The sequence below is a fragment of the Streptomyces sp. HUAS TT11 genome (genome assembly GCF_051553595.1).
Classification (GTDB): Bacteria; Actinomycetota; Actinomycetes; order Streptomycetales; family Streptomycetaceae; genus Streptomyces.
This window is the reverse complement of the sequence record NZ_CP196184.1, coordinates 265,470-283,807: the sequence shown is the minus strand read 5'-3', so window position 1 is coordinate 283,807 and position 18,338 is coordinate 265,470. Positions and strand designations below refer to the sequence as shown.

16 protein-coding genes and 5 pseudogenes are annotated in these 18,338 nt (G+C 66.7%); 8 read left to right on the top strand and 13 right to left on the bottom strand.

Features of this window, described 5'->3' with window-relative positions; all coding sequences use genetic code 11:
• Nucleotides 1-144 precede the first annotated feature (144 nt).
• The 5 genes and pseudogenes from ACSHXN_RS01460 to ACSHXN_RS01440 form a co-directional block, all read right to left on the bottom strand.
• Nucleotides 145-369, bottom strand: a pseudogene (locus ACSHXN_RS01460) (MFS transporter); the annotation flags it as partial.
• 1,310 nt (nt 370-1,679) lie between these two features.
• A complete protein-coding gene (locus tag ACSHXN_RS01455; RefSeq protein WP_438302462.1) occupies nt 1,680-2,753 on the bottom strand; it encodes an aldo/keto reductase in 1,074 nt (357 codons plus the stop codon).
• Between the two features lie 89 nt (nt 2,754-2,842).
• On the bottom strand, nt 2,843-3,829 hold the full coding sequence (locus tag ACSHXN_RS01450) for a zinc-dependent alcohol dehydrogenase family protein (RefSeq protein WP_438302461.1): 987 nt from the start codon (nt 3,827-3,829) through the stop codon (nt 2,843-2,845).
• 75 nt (nt 3,830-3,904) lie between these two features.
• A complete protein-coding gene (locus tag ACSHXN_RS01445; protein ID WP_438302460.1) occupies nt 3,905-5,350 on the bottom strand; it encodes an MFS transporter in 1,446 nt (481 codons plus the stop codon).
• A 183-nt stretch (nt 5,351-5,533) separates the two neighbouring features.
• On the bottom strand, nt 5,534-5,743 hold the full coding sequence (locus tag ACSHXN_RS01440) for a hypothetical protein (RefSeq protein WP_356292896.1): 210 nt from the start codon (nt 5,741-5,743) through the stop codon (nt 5,534-5,536).
• Between the two features lie 76 nt (nt 5,744-5,819).
• On the opposite strand from ACSHXN_RS01440, the gene ACSHXN_RS01435 reads away from it, so the two are divergent.
• On the top strand, nt 5,820-6,158 hold the full coding sequence (locus ACSHXN_RS01435; protein WP_438302459.1) for a helix-turn-helix domain-containing protein: 339 nt from the start codon (nt 5,820-5,822) through the stop codon (nt 6,156-6,158).
• Nucleotides 6,159-6,178: 20 nt separating this feature from the next.
• A complete protein-coding gene (locus tag ACSHXN_RS01430; protein WP_438302458.1) occupies nt 6,179-6,700 on the top strand; it encodes an MmyB family transcriptional regulator in 522 nt (173 codons plus the stop codon).
• 72 nt (nt 6,701-6,772) lie between these two features.
• Here the strand turns inward: ACSHXN_RS01430 and ACSHXN_RS01425 are convergent, their stop codons facing one another.
• From ACSHXN_RS01425 to ACSHXN_RS01415, 3 genes are all read right to left on the bottom strand, one after another.
• A complete protein-coding gene (locus ACSHXN_RS01425) occupies nt 6,773-7,678 on the bottom strand; it encodes an alpha/beta fold hydrolase (RefSeq protein ID WP_438302457.1) in 906 nt (301 codons plus the stop codon).
• Nucleotides 7,679-7,774: 96 nt separating this feature from the next.
• Nucleotides 7,775-8,650 carry an alpha/beta fold hydrolase gene (locus tag ACSHXN_RS01420; RefSeq protein WP_438302456.1) on the bottom strand — a complete coding sequence of 292 codons (876 nt, stop codon included), beginning with the start codon at nt 8,648-8,650 and terminating at the stop codon, nt 7,775-7,777.
• An 86-nt stretch (nt 8,651-8,736) separates the two neighbouring features.
• Nucleotides 8,737-9,018 (bottom strand): putative quinol monooxygenase, encoded by a 282-nt coding sequence (locus ACSHXN_RS01415; protein ID WP_438306411.1) that lies wholly within the window; start codon nt 9,016-9,018, stop codon nt 8,737-8,739.
• Nucleotides 9,019-9,592: 574 nt separating this feature from the next.
• On the opposite strand from ACSHXN_RS01415, the gene ACSHXN_RS01410 reads away from it, so the two are divergent.
• Both ACSHXN_RS01410 and ACSHXN_RS01405 read left to right on the top strand, forming a co-directional pair.
• Complete coding sequence (locus ACSHXN_RS01410; protein ID WP_383358768.1) at nt 9,593-9,943, top strand: hypothetical protein; 351 nt, start codon at nt 9,593-9,595, stop codon at nt 9,941-9,943.
• Between the two features lie 50 nt (nt 9,944-9,993).
• Nucleotides 9,994-10,896, top strand: a pseudogene (locus ACSHXN_RS01405) (IS5 family transposase); the annotation flags it as partial.
• A 51-nt stretch (nt 10,897-10,947) separates the two neighbouring features.
• On the opposite strand, the gene ACSHXN_RS01400 reads toward ACSHXN_RS01405, so the two are convergent.
• Entirely contained in the window at nt 10,948-12,564 is a 1,617-nt protein-coding gene (locus ACSHXN_RS01400) for a purple acid phosphatase family protein (protein WP_438302455.1), read from the bottom strand.
• Between the two features lie 466 nt (nt 12,565-13,030).
• Between ACSHXN_RS01400 and ACSHXN_RS01395 the strand changes: the two are divergent.
• Nucleotides 13,031-13,249, top strand: a pseudogene (locus tag ACSHXN_RS01395) (IS5/IS1182 family transposase); the annotation flags it as partial.
• Between the two features lie 456 nt (nt 13,250-13,705).
• On the opposite strand, the gene ACSHXN_RS01390 reads toward ACSHXN_RS01395, so the two are convergent.
• A complete protein-coding gene (locus tag ACSHXN_RS01390) occupies nt 13,706-14,041 on the bottom strand; it encodes a hypothetical protein (protein ID WP_438302454.1) in 336 nt (111 codons plus the stop codon).
• 96 nt (nt 14,042-14,137) lie between these two features.
• On the bottom strand, nt 14,138-14,290 hold the full coding sequence (locus tag ACSHXN_RS01385; protein WP_438302453.1) for a hypothetical protein: 153 nt from the start codon (nt 14,288-14,290) through the stop codon (nt 14,138-14,140).
• Between the two features lie 332 nt (nt 14,291-14,622).
• On the opposite strand from ACSHXN_RS01385, the gene ACSHXN_RS01380 reads away from it, so the two are divergent.
• The gene (locus ACSHXN_RS01380) at nt 14,623-15,849 is read left to right on the top strand and encodes an RNA-guided endonuclease InsQ/TnpB family protein (RefSeq protein ID WP_438302452.1); all 1,227 of its coding nucleotides are present in this window, start codon (nt 14,623-14,625) and stop codon (nt 15,847-15,849) included.
• 77 nt (nt 15,850-15,926) lie between these two features.
• Here the strand turns inward: ACSHXN_RS01380 and ACSHXN_RS01375 are convergent, their stop codons facing one another.
• On the bottom strand, nt 15,927-16,415 hold the full coding sequence (locus ACSHXN_RS01375) for a hypothetical protein (protein WP_438302451.1): 489 nt from the start codon (nt 16,413-16,415) through the stop codon (nt 15,927-15,929).
• A 107-nt stretch (nt 16,416-16,522) separates the two neighbouring features.
• Between ACSHXN_RS01375 and ACSHXN_RS01370 the strand changes: the two are divergent.
• Both ACSHXN_RS01370 and ACSHXN_RS01365 read left to right on the top strand, forming a co-directional pair.
• A pseudogene (locus tag ACSHXN_RS01370) lies at nt 16,523-16,678 on the top strand (GntR family transcriptional regulator); the annotation flags it as partial.
• A 26-nt stretch (nt 16,679-16,704) separates the two neighbouring features.
• Nucleotides 16,705-17,244, top strand: a pseudogene (locus ACSHXN_RS01365) (GNAT family N-acetyltransferase).
• Nucleotides 17,245-17,266: 22 nt separating this feature from the next.
• Here the strand turns inward: ACSHXN_RS01365 and ACSHXN_RS01360 are convergent.
• On the bottom strand, nt 17,267-18,235 hold the full coding sequence (locus ACSHXN_RS01360) for a LysR family transcriptional regulator (RefSeq protein ID WP_438302450.1): 969 nt from the start codon (nt 18,233-18,235) through the stop codon (nt 17,267-17,269).
• Between the last annotated feature and the right edge of the window lie 103 nt (nt 18,236-18,338).

Genomic DNA, 18,338 nt, shown 5'->3' with positions numbered 1-18,338 from the left:
CCGGCGCATGGCAGCGGACCTGCCGTCGGCAGTTGTCCGCCCTCGACGGCAGGGAGCAGTGGCCGCACGGTGCCTTACGTGAGGCAGTGGGCTACCCCCTCTGACGCCCTACTGTTTGGGCTGATGACGGGGTCGGTACTGCGGGAAGGTAACGACGAGGGCGATGCTGTCGGACAGGCTGATCGCGCCGGAGGCGGTGGCGAAGACGACGACGCCGATCAGGAGGGTCTGCCGGTGGCCGAAGCGGTCGCCGAGCTTGCCCGCGGTGATCAGGGTGACCGCAAGGACGACGAAGTAGGCGTTGGTGATCCACTGGACGTCGGCGGAAGCGGTTCGAGTCCGGTTCCGGACAGTACCTGCACCTGTGATGCCGAGACGCTGGCGCGGGTGAACGGAACGGTGGCGCTGGGCAACCGCGAGCCTCGTGCGCGCTCCAGTTTCGGTCGCCCTGGTGTCAGTTCGTAGGACGGGCCGGAGTGGATGCAGAGCAGCAGGAACAGTGACGGGCTGCAGGTCAGAATGCAGTGGCCCGCGCTTCGTCTTGGAGTCGCGAAGCGAGGCCGATCCCGCATGTTCCTGCGGGAACATGCGGGCGCCGTCAGGCGCCGAAGTCCCGGAGGACGCGGGGGAGACGCAGGGGAATCTGCCAAGATCTGAACACGTCGCAGGTCAGAGCTTTGCGGAGAGACCACTGACCTGGGATGCGCCTGCGGTAACAAGAATCGCCATACGTTCGAGTCGTCACCGATGGCGGCAGTGGACGCGTCGTCTTCTCCTCTGCCGGAAGGCCCTCCGCCGCGACCGTGTCTGGCCGTTAAGGGGGGCAGCATGGTCCGCGACAAAGGGACCCGGGACGTAGGGAACTCAAGCGACGATTCAGGGGTCAGCCAAGAATCGACTGCAGACACTGCCCTGGGCGCCACAAACACAGACACGGCGACCGGCACGCCCCTGGGCGGACGACGGACCGCTGAAGGTCATCGAGCTCTGCCGCTCCGACGACACCATCGGGGATGGAATTCCCGACACTGACTACGTTGCGCTGGTCACCGTCGACGAGACTGGCGCCCTGTCGAGGCTCGGCACGTACACCGCGGACCTGACGAGGCCGTAGGCGCCGGTCTCGCCGGTTGACTGCGACAGGGCCAGTGCGCCCGGCGAGGTGACGGTCCAGGTACATCGGGTCGAGGTCGCGGCGGGCCGGCAGCCGGTCTGACGCTACGGCGTTCGGCGGCACGGCCGCCATCGCCACCGCGGACGGCGCGTCGACCCTGCACGACGGGGAGTCCGTTACGTGGTCGGTCGCCAAGGCGGTCGATGCAGCGCTCGTCGGCCCGCTGGAGGTCACCGTGGCCCCCAGCGGGACCGGCACGGTCGCCGCCGCCTACACCGAGGCCGTCACCGCCTGACCCTGAGGAGCTCCGCGGCACAAGTCTGCTGAGCCGGCCGACACTTGCCGCGCCCCCATGGCCAGGGTTCTTGACCGTCAGAGGCACCGCACTCGCGCCACGCCCCGTCGACCACCGCTCCAGGAGTTCGATCGGAGCCTGCTCCGACTACTGCCGTCGCCCGACGAGAGGCCGGACAGAGACGCCACATGCTCCGCCACTCGCCGACCCACTCCAGGCTGCGGGCGATCGGGCCGCTCCATGTCCTCGAAACTGGTCCTCCGCTCGAGATCACGCCACCGGGATCGCGGGCTCGTCGATCACGCTGGCGTCACCGCCGCGGATGGGGCCCGCGCTCCACGCGTTCAGCTCGTGCGGCGTGCCGAGCCTGATAGTGCTCACCTCGTCGAGCCGGGCGAACTGCGCCGGGGGCAGCGTCACATCCATCGCGCCCAGGTAGTCGTCGAGCTGCGCGACACTGCGCGGGCCGATGATCGGCACGTACGCCGTGTCCGCCCGCGCGCCCTGCTCCCGCATCCAGGCGATGGCGACATGGGAGGCCGGCACGCCGAGCTCGTCCGCGACGTCGAGGACGGCATCGACGATCGCGGTCTTCTGCGAGGTGTCCTCGAAGAACCCCATGGCCTTCAGGTCGCTGATCCTGCCGGTGGCGCCCTGGCGGTACTTGCCGGTCAGCAGACCGCCGCCGAGCGGGCTCCACAGCGCCGCGCCAAGACCGAGCGCCTGCGCCATGGGCAGCAGCTCCCGCTCGGCGGTGCGATCGACCAGGCTGTATTCGGCCTGGATACCGGCGACCGGGGACCAGCCGCGCAGCTCGGCGATGGCGACGGCACGCGACACCCTCCAGGCCGGGAAGTTCGACAGCCCGAAATAGCGGATCTTTCCGGCGCTGACGAGGTCGTTCAGGCCGCGCAGGATCTCCTCCATCGGGGTCAGGCCGTCAGGGGCGTGCACCCAGTACATGTCCAGGTGATCGGTGTTCAGGCGGCGCAGGCTGGTCTCGAGCGCCTGGACCATGTACCGGCGGCTGTTGCCGGTGTTGGAGACGGTCTGCGGTCCGACGCCGTTCATGCTGTACTTGCCCGCCAGCACGAAGTGGTCCCGGTCGGCGCCCAGGAACGTGCCGAGCAGCTGCTCGGATTCGCCGGCCTGGTAGTTCTCGGCGGTGTCGATGAGCGTGCCGCCGGCTTCGGCGAACCGGTCGAAGATCTTGCGGGCGTCGGCGGGCTCGGCGCCGGGGCCCCAGCCGCCACCGGCGCGCCAGCAGGTGCCGAAATTGGCGGTGCCGAGGCCGTACGCGGACACGCGCAGGCCGTTGTTGCGCCCGAAGGTGGTGTATCGCATGGGTGGACATCTCCCTGAGACGAGTAAGACGAGTCACTTGCGTTGTGCAGGCGTGGACGCGGTTCTTGGCGCCCGTGAGGTGTGTCGGGTCAGCGGGGGACGGTCACGACGATCTTGCCGACCTGGGCTCCGGACTCGAGGCGACGGTGGGCGCCGACGATGTCCTCCAGCGGGAAGACGGTGTCGATGACCGGTCGCAGGACCTTGCGGGCGACAGCGTCGGCGATCCAGTCGACGGCGGCCTTGCGGCGTTCGACGTCGGTGGTGAGCTCGAAGACCTTGTATCCCCGGATGGTGAGGCTCTTGCCGATCGCCTGCAGTACCGGCAGCGTCGTGGCCTCGTTGCTCAGCGCGCCGTAGAGGATTACGGTCCCGCCGGGTGCGGCGGCGCCGATCAAGTCCGCCAGGGCAGTTCCTCCCACCGGGTCGAAGATGACGCGTGCGCCGTGGCCGTCGGTGAGCTCGTTCAGGCGGGTGACCACGTTTTCCTCGCCCGTGACGACCACTGCTTCGGCGCCTTCGTCCAGGAGGCGCCGGCGCTTGGAGCTGCTGCGGGTCAGTGCCACGGGACGGGCCCCCACGCTGCGGGCGATCTGGATCGCGGCCAGCCCGACGCTGCTGGAGGCGGCCGGGATGACGACCGTGTCACCGGCTTTCAGGTCCGCGGTCTCGATGAGGGCGCCGTAGGCGGTCAGGTACTGCCCCCACAGGGCCGCGGCCTGCTCCCAGGACAGCGTGCCTGGGTGTTTGACCACCGCGGTGGCGGGTGCGATGGCCATCTCCCCGTGGATGGGGTGGTCGGTGGCCCTGAAGCAGGGGATCAGGCTGACGGCATCGCCGACGGTGAAACCTTCGACGTCCGGGCCGATGGCGTCGACCTCACCGGAGGCCTCCCATCCGATACCGGAGGGGAACTCCGAGGGGTGGCCGCTGCGGAGCATGGCATCCGCTCGGTTCACCCCGAGGGCCCGGGTGCGGATGCGGATCTCGCCCTGCCGGGGTTCGCGGACCTCGACGTCCTCCAGGGTCAGGACTTCGGGGCCACCGGTGGTGTGAAATCGGACGATCTTGCTCATGAGAGTGGTCTTGCCTTTCAAGTCTGGGGTGGATGTGGCAGTTCAGGCCCAGCGGTCAGCCGTTACCCGGTGACGTCAGATGACCTTGTCGAGCTCCGGTTGGTCGGTGCTGCTGCCCGTCTGCGCTGTCGCCGTTCGGCGTCCCAGCGTTCCGGACAGGGCTGTGAGCAGGCCGATGGCCGCGAGCACAGTGACGGTGATCATGGCGGGGGTGAAGCCGGCGAGCAGGGCGTCGGGCCCGCTCTGGCCTTCGCCTCCCGCGGTGAGGACCGCGGTGACGATGGCGAGGCCGACCGCGCCGCCGACCTGCATGGAGGAGTTCAGCAGGCCGCCGGCCAGGCCTTGTTCGTGGTCAGGGATGCCCGAGGTGCCCTCGATCTGGAAGGGCGCGAACGCCAGTGTCATGCCGATGCTGAGCAGGAGCATGGTGGGCAGCACACCCACGGCGTAGGGGTTGTCCCGGGCGATGGTCAGGAAGAGCGCGTAGGCGACCACGTGGGTGCTGACGCCGGCGATGATGGTGCGCGAGGTGCCGAATCGTGCGATCAGGTGCGGGATGCGCGGCGAGGCGAGGGTGACGATGGCGGCGGCGGGAAGGAAGCCGAGCGCGGTCTGCAGCGCCGACCACTGCAGCACCTGCTGGAAGTACAGCGTCGCCACGAACTGGAAGCCGACGTAGGCGCCGAAGAACACGGACAGGCCCACGTTGGCACGCACCAGGGAACTTGAGCGCAGAATGCCCAGACGGATCAGCGGCTGTGCGCCGCGGAGCTCGACCACCACGAAGGCGGCCAGCAGTACGACTGCGAGCCCGAACTGCACCAGCGTGCTCGCGGTGGTCCAGCCCTTCTGCGGCACTTCGACCACGGTGTAGACCAGCAGCAGCATTCCGGCGACCAGAGTGAGTGCGCCGGGCAGGTCGTAGCCGCCGACGGTGCGCGGGCCGTCCTTCGGCAGGATGCGCATGGCCGCCGCCAGGGCGATCAGTGCCACGGGGACCGGCACAAGGAAGGTCCCGCGCCAGCCGAGCTCGGTCAGTGCACCGGACAGCACCAGGCCGCTCGAGAAGCCGCTGGCACCCATGAGCGTGAAGATCCCGATCGCCTTGTTGCGGGCCGGCCCCTCGGTGAACGTGGTCGTGATGATGGACAGCGCCGCGGGCAGTGTGAACGCCGCCGACACGCCTTTGAGGAAACGGGTGACGATGAGAAGGGTCCCGTCGTCGACCAGGCCGCCGGCCAGCGAGGTCAGGGTGAAGACGGCGACCGCCACCAGAAAGACGCGGCGGCGGCCGAGGATGTCGGCGGCGCGTCCTCCCAGCAGCAGAAAGCCGCCGTAGCCGAGGACGTAACCGCTGACGATCCACTGCAGTGCGCTGGTGGACAGGCCCAGGTCGGTTTGGATGGAGGGCAGGGCGACACCGACCATGTTCACGTCCAGCGGGTCGAGGAACCCGACGATCGAGACGGTGAGCAGGATTCCCCACTGCCGTGCGCTCCATGTGAGCGGGGACGTGGGCAAGGGCGATGGAGCGGAAGGTCTCACCCCGATACGCTGACATGCTCGTATCTCAAATGCAAGTACATCTAATGCGTGAGCATTAAATGCTTGTGCATGCCGTGCCTGCCGCAGGACTGCCGAGTCTCGGGTGTGCCGACCACGTGCGGCTGTGGGCCCGGAAGGACGGTGGCGCCTGGGGTGTGATCAGCTGGTCTGGCCGGTGGGCATGATCGTGACCTGCTGAAGGTTGACGCGTACGGGCTGGGAGGCAACGAAGCCGACGGTGTGTGCGATGTCCTTTGCCGTCCGCCACTCCATCGTCTCCGTGGAGCTTTCCAGCCACTCCCGCGCACCGGTGACGTGGCTCTGCAGTTCCGTCCCGACTGTGCCCGGTTCGATCGCCGAGACCCGCACTGTCTTCGGTGAGGCTGGTACCGCCAGGGCTGCCCAGGACCGGAAACGCTGCGCACGCGAGCGGCACACCGGGGCTATGGACAGTCGAAGCGAGCTCGCAGATTTCCTGCGGACCCGACGTAATCGGCTGACCCCCGACCAGGCGGGATTGCCCAAGGACGGCCGCACGCCACGGGTTCCGGGACTGCGCCGCGACGAGATCGCCCGACTCGCCGGGGTGAGCATCGAGTACTACACCCGGCTCGAACAGGGCCGGGCCGGTAACCCCTCACCCGAGGTCCTCTCGGCCTTGAGCCGAGCCCTGCGCCTGGACGCGTCCGAGACCGAACATCTGCAGGATCTGCTGACCCGGCCGAATACCGCTACCCGCCGTACTACCGCCGCCCCCAGCGCGTCCGCCCGGGCCTGCACCTGATGCTGCAGACACTGCAGCACGTGCCTGCATACGTCCTCGGCCGTCGGACCGACGTCTTGGCGTCCAACAAACTGGCCCGGGCCGTCCTCACCGACTTCGACGCCCTGCCTGTGCCGGCCCGCAATCTTGCCCGCTACTACTTGCTGGACGCCTCCGCCCGGCAGACCGTCGGCGACTGGGAACGCATCGCCGCCGAAACCGTAGGGATCCTCCGCCTGGAAGCCGGGCGCCGGCCCCACGACCGGCGACTCGCAGACCTGGTCGGCGAACTCACTGTGCGCTCACCGGAGTTCACGGCGTGGTGGAACGACCACCGGGTGCTGCGCTGCACCCACGGCGCAAAGCTCCACCATCACCCCGTTGTTGGTGACCTGCACTTCGTCTTCGAGTCCTTCCCAGTTCCCGGAGACGCGGAACAGACCCTGTACGTCTACAACGTAGAACCGGACTCACCCACCGAACAGGCACTTCGCCTGCTCGAGTCCTGGAACGCACCGGCCCCCGACCGAAAAGCGACCCGTCGTGCGCCACCCTCAGCCTGATGCCGGTAGCCCTCTGCCGCCGACCGAAAGAAGATCGGTGTACCTCCCGATCAAGGAAGAGCGCTTATCGGATTATTTCTCGCCGGTCGCTTGGATGAATTCGTGCAGGCGACGCAGGAGCGTCTCTGGTTGTTCCTCGGCGATCCAGTGGCCCGAATCTTCAATCGGTCGGACGGTCACATTTTCGGCGACCTCCGAGATCATCTTCTCGGCCACTGGAAGAAAGAAGCTCGCGGTCCCCCCGAGCCCGAGCACGGGCATCTTGAGCTTGCCTTTTTCTGACAGGACGCGTCGATTGTCGTCTGCGTCCTTCTCGAAGGCCCGAAAGAGTTCGAGGCCGGCTCGCATGGCTCCAGGAGCAGTGTAGTCGGCGACGTATCGCTTCACGTCGGCCATGGAAATGGCGTCGGGATTCGCGCTCAGCTTGACATAGAAATTCCGCAGATATGGAAATTCGCTGCCGGCGATGAGCGTTTCGGCTTCGTTTCCTGCTGCGCCGTGGAAGTGGAAGTGCCACAGCTTGTTCGCACTGTACTTGGTCGTCGCCAGGCTGCTTTCGTACGCCTCGGTGCCCGGAATCGGAGCCTCCATGAGCACGAGACGCTCGACCTCATGTGGATAAAGGGAGGCGTACGCGTAGGCGACCAGCATCCCGAGGTCATGACCGACAAGGGTGATCGGGTTCGTCAGCCCGAGATGATGGAGCAGCGCCCTGATGTCACCTGCCATCGTTTGCTTGTCATAGCCGCCCTCAGGCTTCGAAGATCCGCCGGCTCCGCGAACATCCGGAGCCACGACGAACCAGCCATCAGAACGGAGAGGCTCTATTATGTGACGCCACTCCCACCAGGTCTGGGGCCAACCATGCAACAACACGATCGTTCGATCACCCCCGCCGTCGGTCGGCGGTGTGCCTGCGCTCACGTAGTGGATTCGGACACCGGGGCCGTCGAACATGTTGTGGTGGAATTCCTGCACGGCTGCATCTCCTGGCGATAGCTGGCGTCCCAGACGGACGGCAGGTCCTTTCGCATCTGAACGCGTTCCTCAGAACGCCGCACGGGCGGGCGTCTGCTACTTCGAGGCGGCCTCTACGTGCTTGCGGATGTGCTCCGCCCAGGTCTCCGGTGAATCGACGGGGCTGAAATGCCCCGTGTTTTTCATGAAGTGCAGGTCGTAGTCGCTGTAGTAGTCGTCCAACGTGTCGCTCCATTCCGTGGGGAAGAGCGCGTCGCTGTCCGGCCACAGGATGGTGACGTTCTTCGAGAACCTTTCAGCCGGCGCCGGTTTTGTCTCGTTGGCGTAGAAGGTGATGGGGTTGCCCTCGGGGTAACGGAACCACATCGCGCCGGCCACGAATGCACCTGGTGCCGAATGATTCTCGGTGAGGTGGTCGAGAAGTACATCGACCGCGGGCGAGTCGGGAGGCGACCAACTCACCAGGTTTTCCCGCAGCGCGGCTCGGACGGCGTCAGGCTTCCCGTCGATCAGGTCCTCGACCAGCCTGGTCTTGTACAAGATCGCGTGCAGGAAGGCGTTGACCGCCTTCTCCTCCAGGATCCGCCGACCGACGCCCAGGGTCGGCGGCGCGATGACCAGGGAGTGCGCCAGGTCTGGGCGCTTCAGGGCGATGGTTTGGACGGTGAAGCTTCCCACGTCGTACCCGCACAACACTGCGTTGCTGATGCCCAGTTCGTCGATGAGCGCGATGACACCGTCGACCTGGCCGGTGAGCGCATAGGCGTTACCGACATCCCCGAGGTGTTTGTCGGACTTTCCGTACCCTCGCAGGTCCGGGGTGACCACGTCGACGTTGTCTCCCAGGAGCGGCACCACACGCGAGAACTCCATATGGTCGCCCGGGTTGCCGTGCACGAGCACGACGGGCTTTCCGCTGCCCGAGCGTTCGTAATAGTTTCGGAAACCCTGCCTAGGCTGCGAGAAAGGCATACGAAAACGACCTCCACTTGCCTATCGCTTCACTGGCTGCCCGGAGATCGACACGGGCTGAGCTTGCATAGGTGGCTTGGCTCAGATCAGCGAGGGATCTCGTTGTAGTGGTGCTCCTCGTAGTCCGACTTCAGGTACCCGTTGACGGTGTCGTTGAAGTCGAACCAGCGCGGCGTCTCGCCATGAGCAGCCAGGTGATCCTGCGTCTCCCGGTGTTCGACGAGGACGTAGCTGTACGGATCATGTGCGTTCAGCCACAGCTGATACAGATTGCACCCGTCCTCCTTGATGGACTCCACTACCATGTGTTTCAGGAGTTTCAAGAACTTCGTCTCATGCTCCTGAGCCACGTCAATGAAGACGTTCAGGATGATCAGGCGGCTCCTCCTGTCACGTCTGTCCCCTCAAAGACATCATGGGCCGGGATGCCGCACCATGCACCTGGGGCCTGGGAGATCCCGCTGCTCGGCGTCAGCGTCTTGACGGTCGGGACACCTGCGTCCGATGTCACTCTCCACGCGCACGCCGTCGCCACGTAGCCGCGGACCCGCGAACCTGGAAATGACCTGGCGGCGCTGATTTTGGGCCCAGCGACTCCTCCTCACTGCGAGATGGAGTTTTCCCATGGCTACCTGCTGAAGTAGACAGCGTGGGGTCACCAGCGCGGCTCCCCAGGGCTTTGCTACGGGTAGTGCCGGAGGCGCCGACCCGTCCGCCAATATCAACCACCTACACACCCACCCCCGCCCTCGACATCCACCCCTACGCCCATCTCATGCCGCCTGCGGCAAGTTGGTCTGCGGAGAGCATGTCGCGTCTCGATTTGGTGTTCGAGCCCCACACGTCAAGGGCCCCAGGCGTTGACGACTACTGCTGCTGGAGCATGTCCGGTCGATCATGTCCGCTGCCGGAGTGGATCTATCCTGAGCACCAGGGGGTGTTGTGGAGCGAGATGTTCAGCTGGTGCGGGACTTGGTAGCGGCCTCGCCGGGATTCGAGGATCTGTTTGAGTCGCACGTCTTCAACGAAGACGGTGTCCTGTCCCACCTGTTCTTCTGGGATGTGGTTCAGGAGACTGTCGCATCGTTCCTGGGAGGAGATGAGACGGACTGGCGAGTCACTTTGAGGTTCCTGGAAGAGCAGCTTCGACTCGGTGTCCCTGAAGTGACCGAGGTGGTTGCCACCTCGTTCCTCTTCAACCTGCCGTGGCCGGGCCAGCCCGGATACGGCCTTGTCGACCACCTTGGTCCCGTCATGAGTGCGCGGTTCGCTCTGATCCGGCCGTCCGGTTAGAACTCGCCCGGTTGACGTGACTGCGGCGCGTTCAGGCCGTTGATGCGGGCATGGGTCGGCGTGATCTGAGCGATGCCGAGTGGGAACGGCTGCGGCCGTTCTTGCCGATCAGGCGTTGTGGCCGGTGGCGGGATCACCGGCAGGTGATCGACGGGATTCTGCACCGGGTGCGGACCGGGGCGCAGTGGCGTGACCTGCCTGAACGGTTCGGGCCGTGGAAGACGGTCTACGAACGGTACCGGCTGTGGTCGGCAGACGGAACGTGGGAACGCCTGCTCCAGCAGGTCCAGGCCTCGGCCGACGCCGCAGGCGAGATCGACTGGGACGTCTCGGTCGACTCAACCGTCGTTCGTGCCCATCAGCATGCGGCGGGTGCCCGCACCGACCCGTCGCCGGCACCCGCTTCAAAGGGGGCCGAGGGGCCAGAACACCACGGCGGACCGCCCTGGCAGAGCCTTCACGCCCGCCTGGTGGAGGTGGTGAAGCAGGTGAAGGACTGGGCCGCTCACGGGGCGGCTTCACCACCAAGATCCACCTGAGCGCCGAAGGCCGGTGCCGCCCGCTGTCCCTGGTTATCACGCCAGGGCAGCGAGCAGACTGCACGCAACGCGAGCCGGTGCTCGACAAGATCCGGGTTCGCGGATCGGGCCGGGAAGGCCACGCAAGAAGCCAGACAGCCTCGCCGCGGACAAGGCCTACAGCAACGGGCCCTGCCGGCACAGGCTGCGCCGCCGGGGCATCCGCCACACTATCCCGGAGAAGACCGACAGCCAGGCCGCCCGCCAGCGCAAAGGACCACGCGGCGGACGGCCACCCGGCTTCGACAAGCAACCTACAAAGAACGCAACACCGTTGAGCGGGCCATCAACAAGCTGAAACAGTCCCGGGCTGTTGCCACGCGCTACGACAAGCGCAGCTACGTCTACCTCGGCACCGTCACCGCCGCAGCCCTCGATCATCTTGATCCGCACATGATCGACCGGACAGGCTCCAGTCGCGGTGGGTCAGTGCTGGCCGTGGCCGCCGTCACTACGACGGCGTTGGAGTGTGAACTTCTCGAAGACCGACAGCTCACCTGTGGGCGTGATGATGTTGTAGTAGGTGACATGAATGCGGGTCATGTCACCGGGGTGACGGCCCGGGTCGACGGCGAACTCGGCGAAGCCGTACGGATGCTCCGCGTCGCGGACGCCGATCCAGACCGCCGTCTCCTTCTCCTTGACCGAGTTGAACTTGCCGACGTGCTCCATCTGGACGTATGCCGAGTGATGCCCGTGACCGTCGGCGTCGTCGGTGGTGAAGCTGTTGTTGGTGATGCCGGACACGCCGCCACCGCCGAGGACCATGTGTGTCGTGCCGTGCGCGCTGTCGATCACGTCGAGTGCGGTCTGACTCGGGTTGGGTGTGAGGGTGACGCTGCCGGGTACGACGCCACGCACCGCCAACGAGCGCTCGTAGTCGTGCTCATGGCCACAGACCACCAGGTCGACGCCGTACTTGTCGAACAGCGGGCCGTACGCCGCGCGCAGCGCGATATCGGCGCCGTTCGCGGCGGTCGCCGAGCTGATCATCACCTGATGCATGCAGACGACGATCCAGTCGATGGCCTTGGAAGCCCGTGCCGACTTGAGCTCCTGCTCCAGCCAGGCGAGCTGCCGACCACCGGAGTAGCCCTTGATGTAGATGTCACCGCCCTCCTGCAGGGCGATGTCATCGTTCTGCAGGGAGATCACCTTCACCGAGCCGACCGTGAAGGAGTACCAGAGGTTGTCGAGCTCGGGCTGGGTCTCGGTCGAGGGCAGCTCGAAGTAGGTCTGGTACGCGTCGAGACCGAGCTTGCCGTTGCCCAGCTCGATCTCATGGTTGCCCGCGCACGGCATCCACGGACGGAATCGCGCCGAGCGGCTGTTGTTGGTGAGGAAGTCGTGCCAGACGCGAATGCGGTCGGGCCCGGTGTTGGCGTAGCAGAGGTCACCGTTGAGGAGGTGGAACAGCGGGCCGACCTTCTCAACGCCCGTGACGATGTCGGCAGCGGCAGGCGTGGCGTTGGGCTCGAAGTCCCGGCCCGAGGCGTCGGCCGGGTTCGCTCCGGTCTTCCACGTCACACTGGGCGCACCCTGGTCGCCGAAGCTGGTGAAGGTGAACGGAGCTCGGCCGGACGGCGCCGTGTGGAAGGTGCCGGCGTCGGGGGTGGCGCCGTCGTGCTGGGCCGCGTACAGGTAGTCGGTGTCGGCCTTCAGCTTGCTGATCAGCGCGTGATGGACCCAGACGGTCCGCCCGGAGGTGCCGTCCACGTAGGTCTTCGTCGTCGCGTGCACTGTGGAGCCGAAGCCGCCGCTCAGCGTGCCGTAAACGACCCGGGGGTTCTTGACGGCCGCGTCGGTGACCCATGAGACGACCATCTGGCTGCGTGGGTCGGCGCCGAAGGTCAGGTGCAGGCCCTGGACGGGGGTGGTGGCCGATCCGGTGGTGAGACCGGTGACCTCCGACTTCGCCGGGAGCGCCTCGGCGGTCCCGGCGCCGAGGACCAGTGGCCCGGCGGCGGCGCCGGACACTGACGCGCCGAACAGGCCGAGCGCGTTGCGACGAGAGATTCTGGTTTGCTTGGGTTCTTCGGACATTCCAGGGGCCTTTCGCGTCGTCGGGTGCAGTCGCACACCGACCGGACAGCAGCGCTCCGAACCTGACAGCGGGCTGCGGCAGGTCAGCGGTGCGCGCACTCACAGACGCTAGGAAGCACGGTCGACCGGAGCGGTGAGACAGGTATGAACGCCAGATGGCGGTCACCGCAACGGACGGCAATTCCCGGCGGCCTGACCCTGTCTTGGCTCATGCCTTGGAGCGGTCGGAGTGTTCGGGCGCGCTCCCGTCAATCGTGATGAAGTCGACGCCGCGAGGCCCGCGCGCCATCTCGTCGGCACAGGGTCTCCGCGACGGTTCGATGTCCCGGCGCGGGGCGTCCCGTCGGACGGCCGCGTCAAGCTCAACCCCCGATCACTGCGGCGGCATCGATACGAAAGATCATGTGAGGCCGGGCGCGAGTGCCGACAACTGTTGCGCAACCACGACCTGCAGTCCCTCTCCAGGCGCAGCTGGCTGCGCAAGCGAGGCAGCCCGCACCGCATCGCCCGCAAGGCTCGAGTCCTCCACCCGGCTCGGCGGCACCGCTGAACGATCGAGCGCACGATGTCCCGGCTGGGCGGCTGCCGCCGTCTGCACCGCTGCTACGAACGCAAGGCCGAGCACTTCCTGGCCTTCACCGCTATCGCCTGCAGCCTCATCTGCTACCGCAGACTCGCCAAATGAGACGACGTCCAAGGCGGTGCTCTCCAAAACGAGGCTGTGAATCCGGCGGACCGGTCGAGGTGGAATGTGGAGCCCGGAGCCGACGGAGTCCAACCCTTACTCAAAGCAAGGCGAACAGCGTCAGCAACACCTGACGGCAGCACAGGCTCAACCTCGCGACCGACCCAGTTGCTCGGATGCGGCTGATCGGAAGTGGCCACAACCGTCATACCCGGGGTGTCCGCACGCTCGACCACGAACGTGCACGGAGACCTGTCCAAGCCCTGGAAGCACGTTGGCCTGCCACGCAGCCGCCGGCGGTAGGCCGTACCGTTGACAACGATGCGTCGTGATCCTTTGCGGACAGAGCCATGCCACCCAACAGTGAAGATGCTAGCGAGCCCGGCCTCTGTGAAACGTCACGTAATTCCCCATCCGCGGCGCCAACTTCCCCGCCCTATCGTTCGAACGCGCCGATCACGGCTCGGGGATCCACTCCACGGGAGGGGTCGTGCGGCTGTAGTGAGCTCCTCTGGGGCCGTAGCGGGCGAGGTGGAGGGTCTCACCGTCGAGCTGGATCTCTGCCGGCCGAGGGTTGGGAACGGAGATCCGCGGGTGAGCGTAGGGGCGGCCTTCGATGAAGAGAGGCTCCCGGTGCCGGTTGCCGCCGTCCGCCAAGCTCTGGGCGCGCTCGCGGGTCCACGGATTCTGCAGGGTCCGTGGCACGGCAGGGTCATGGTCGTAACCGTTGAGGCTGCGTACCAGGGCTTCGCTGTAGACACCCTTGACCCGGGAGTTCTCCAGGTGCTCCACACGTACGACCATGTTGACGTACCGGCGGCTGTTGCCCCGGTGCCGGCCCACCGCGTGCCAACGCCCGCTGCCGGGGTCCCAGCGGGCGGGCGGGAGCTACAGCAGGGTGCCCGCGCGGAAGTGCTTCGTGCCGTGGTCGACGTCGAGGCCGCTCTCGCCGTGCGAGGTCTCCCGCGCCACGTTGGCCACCAGGCACCAGCCCAGCAGCCCATCCGGCGTCTCTTCTTCGGAGGGTCCCGTGTGTGTCACGCCGAGAATTTGAGGCACGAGACGGGGTGCGAGCCGGCTCCTATCAGGTGAGCCGACCGGTGCGCACCCTCCACGGATCACCAGCCGCAGGAGACGTCGGCCTCGTTGGGACATGCGGGCAGGGAAGTTGGGGCCCCTGGTGAGGAGTTACGTGACCGCCGACAGCCGCACCGTCCGTCGCATTTTCCGTCTCATTCAGCGCCGTTCATGGCCGTTCAGCCGGATCGGAGGCGGTGGCCGCTCCCACGACGGGCCGCCCATGAACGCAGGTGAACAGCCCCGTCCAAGTCGCTTCCACCCGGCTGTCAGTGCTCTCGGATAGATTCGGGTTCATGACGACGGACGCGACGACGAGTGGGGATGCCGGGCACGCCCGGTACACGTATCGTCTTCGCGTGTCCGCAGGCGCGCGGGCTGCACTCGAAGCGGAGTGGGACCGGTGCCGCTGGATCTGGAACGAGTGCGTGGCGAAGTCCAAGGCCGTGTACCTGCACAACGAGGGGCGTTTTGAGGACAGGTTGACGTGTGGCCCGGCGCAGCTGGACAGGATGCTGACCCAGGCGCGCCGGGTGACGCCGTGGCTCGCGCGGGGCGCGAGCGTGCCGCAGCAGCAGGTCGTACGCGACTTCGCGAAATCGCGGGCGAAGGCGCTGGGGGACATCAAGGCCCGGCTGCCGATGCGGCAGCGTGCGGGGATGCCCCGGTGGAAGAAGAAGCGGGAGGCCGACCCGTCGTTGGGCTACACCCGGCGTGGGTTTCGTCTCAAGGACGGGCGCCTGCACCTGGCGGGCGGGATCGTGCTGAGGGTGGTGTGGTCGCGCTGGCTGCCCGAGTCGCCGTCCTCGGTGCGCGTGTACCGCGACAGCATCGGCCATTGGTACGCGTCCTTCGTGACCACCGCCACCACTGAGCACCTGCCGGAGACCGGCCGCATGATCGGGATCGACTGGGGCGTCAAGGAGAGCGCGACCACCACGAGCGAGGACCACGACCTTCCCCACGCCCAGCACGGGAAGAAGGCTCAGTCGAAGCTCTCGCGCTATGACCGGATGACGGCCCGACGCCGACCGGCCAAGGGGCAGGCCGCCTCGAAGGGCTACCGCGAGGCGAAGAAGCTGCGCGCGAAGGCGTACGCCAAGGTCGCCGGGCAGCGTCAGGACACCGGCCGCAAGTGGGCCAAGTCCGTGGTCCGTGACCATGACCGGATCGCGGTGGAAGACTTCCGCCCGAAGTTCCTCGCGAAGACCACCATGGCCAAGAAGGCGGCCGACGCCGCCGTCTCGGCAACCAAACGCGCCCTGATCGAGATGGGCCGCAAACATGGGCGGGATGTGCGCCTGGTGCATCCCGCGCACACCACGATGGAGTGCGCAGACTGCGGAGCGAGAACCAAGCACGCGCTGCCTCTTTCGGAACGAACGTATACTTGCACGCGATGCGGAGCCGTGCGCCCTCGGGACAAGAATTCCGCGTTCGTGATGCTGGTCCGGGCGGGTTGGTGCCCGGCAGGTGCTGAGGGCGTAAGACCTTCCGGGCCGCTGGCCCGGAAGGCTGCCTGAGCCTGGAATCCCCACACACGCCCGAAGGCACCCCGCAAGGGGCGTCCGGCCGCAAGACCGGACGGGAATCCCCGCCTTCAGGCGGGGGAGCCTTCAAGCAGGAAGCTCTCCAGTGCCGCCGGATCCGCCGCCGGCGAGAGCTCCGCGGCGGGCATCGGATCGGGCAGCCGACGCCAGGGCTCGGGCACGGCGCCTTCGACCAGCGCGAGCGCGCCCGGGAGCGGCCCGCCGACCTCGGCCTCCACGGCGGGCCCGAAGTGGAGCAGGTGCAGCGCGGCCGGGCCGTCCGGGGACATCCGGGTCACGAAGGAGACGCCGTCGACACCGGCCTCCGCGAGCGAGCCCCGTACCCGCTGCACGGCGTCGAACTCGGGCTCTTTGTCCGCCGCGTCAGACGCATGCCCGTGCATGGTGAACGTTCCTCCCCATGGCATCGACATGCTGTACGCGTCGGTGGCGATCCGTCCGGCGATGTGACCGCCCGGAGCGCCTGGCGTCGCGGTGTGAGTGGACCGCAGGACGTGCAGCAATGGTTCCCAGGTCGTGAACTCATGGAGCGTGGACAACAGATGCCTTCCGTCGGCACGGTCAACTGGCGAGGTGATTGTCACGGAAGACACTGACAGCCCCACTGGCGGGGGTGACGGCCCGATCCTGACGGCAACGACCACGGGTCGGAGCCGGAGTGCCGGAGCTGCTCTGGGCCCGTACCGGCTACTCGGAGGACCGGCCGGTCCGATGCACGGTCGCCACGTACCGGGGGGACCTGAACCAGATGAACTACGAGATCGGCAACCTGTCCGGCCGCGACGAGAACGAGCCTCAGTGAGAATCTGCCCCGCATAACCCGAGGACCTGGCCAAGCTGCTTGCCTTCCGAGAGGAGGCAGCAACTTGGCTGACCCGCCTCGATAGCGACCAATGGCAAACGCCCTTATCCGGCAGATAAATTGCTCGCGACGATAGAGGCGGGCGTCGTCTTCATGGTGCGAGACTGCGACACGACGGCAGCCACACTCACGCTGACCCCAGACACGGAAGAGGGCCTCTGGACCGACCGACGAGGAACTTCGGGAAGCCTCCCTGTTCATCAACAAACTGACCGTGGCACACACGCACTCCGGACAGAACTTGGACGGGCGGCTCCTGGACTGGGCGAACGATCGGGCCCACCGAACGGGCGCGAAGTGGATTCGGTGGATGCCTCGACCATGGGTTGCAGGCGTACTACCTCCGGCAAGGATTCGAGTACATCCGAACCGTCCGACAAGGTGTCGCCGTGAACGGTGGGCCAAGAGCCTCAGGCTGGCTCGCGCAGTGAGAGACGCGCCCAACAGAGCACGGATTCACGGCCGAAACCCCAGAGCCTGAGCCGGTTGCTGATATCAACCGCTGACTTTAGCGCTGACGCTTGAGTTTCAGTGACTGTGCGGGGAGATGTCGTCGTTACGACGGCGTGGGATCGCTGCCCAAGATGGGAGCCATGTTGTCTCGGGTAGAGGGGCCAGGCTTCCGAAGTGGTTGATGATCGCTTGTAGCCCGGGGTGCGGATTCGCTCTGGGCAAGATGAGCGAGATCGGGTAGGCAAGCGTCGGGTTCATGATCGGGATGCGGCGTATGTCGTAGCTCGTTGGCCAGATGTACCGGTCGCGCGCGCCGACGAGCGTGGCCACGTCTGCGGAGTCCGCGAGAATGTCGAGGAGTACCTCGTTGCCGAAATTCGGGCCGGCGGCGTCGACGCGGAGATCAAATTCGGTGGTGAGTTGATCGTAGAACTCGGCCCATTCACTTCGCGGCGCGATGCCCGGCACCCAGATGCGATGTCCGCGCAACTGGGCCGGCGTCAGTGCTCTGGCGGAGGCGAGCGGATGCCGCGGGCCGACGACGAGTTCCAGCGGAGAGTCGAACGCGCGGACCATCTGTAGCTCGCGGGGCAGGGCGGCAGGGTCGGTGATCGTGCGGAACGTGGCGTCGACTTCGTCTGCTTGGACGGCGGCAACCGCCGTGCGTGGGTCATTGACCCTGAGGGTCACTACGTCGAGGTCGATTTCGGGATGCGACCGCCAATAGTCATGCAGGATCACGGCCTGCGCAGACCTCAGGCCGAGAACGTCGATCCGAAGGGCGCGCGAGCCCGGCCTGACCGCGGCTACGGCTCGATCAACACCCGCGACGATGCTCCGGGCGTGCGAAAGCAGCGCTTGGCCATCGAGCGTCAGCTCCACCCCTCGGGAGGTGCGGGTGAACAGCCGGGCGCCGAGCTCGCGCTCGAGGGCCGCTATCCGCTTCGAGACGGCCTGCTGCGTCACGCCGAGCTCGTCCGCTGCCTGCTGCAGCTGTCCGAGTTCGGCGGCACGGATGAACGATCGTACCGCTTCGGTATCCATTGGCACATCCTAGGCGGCCCCAACTGATCGTTGTGGACCACACTAAACGGTTGGTTGGTCGCGCCCCGGGGCGGTTGATGTGATTCACCGACTCGCACATCGG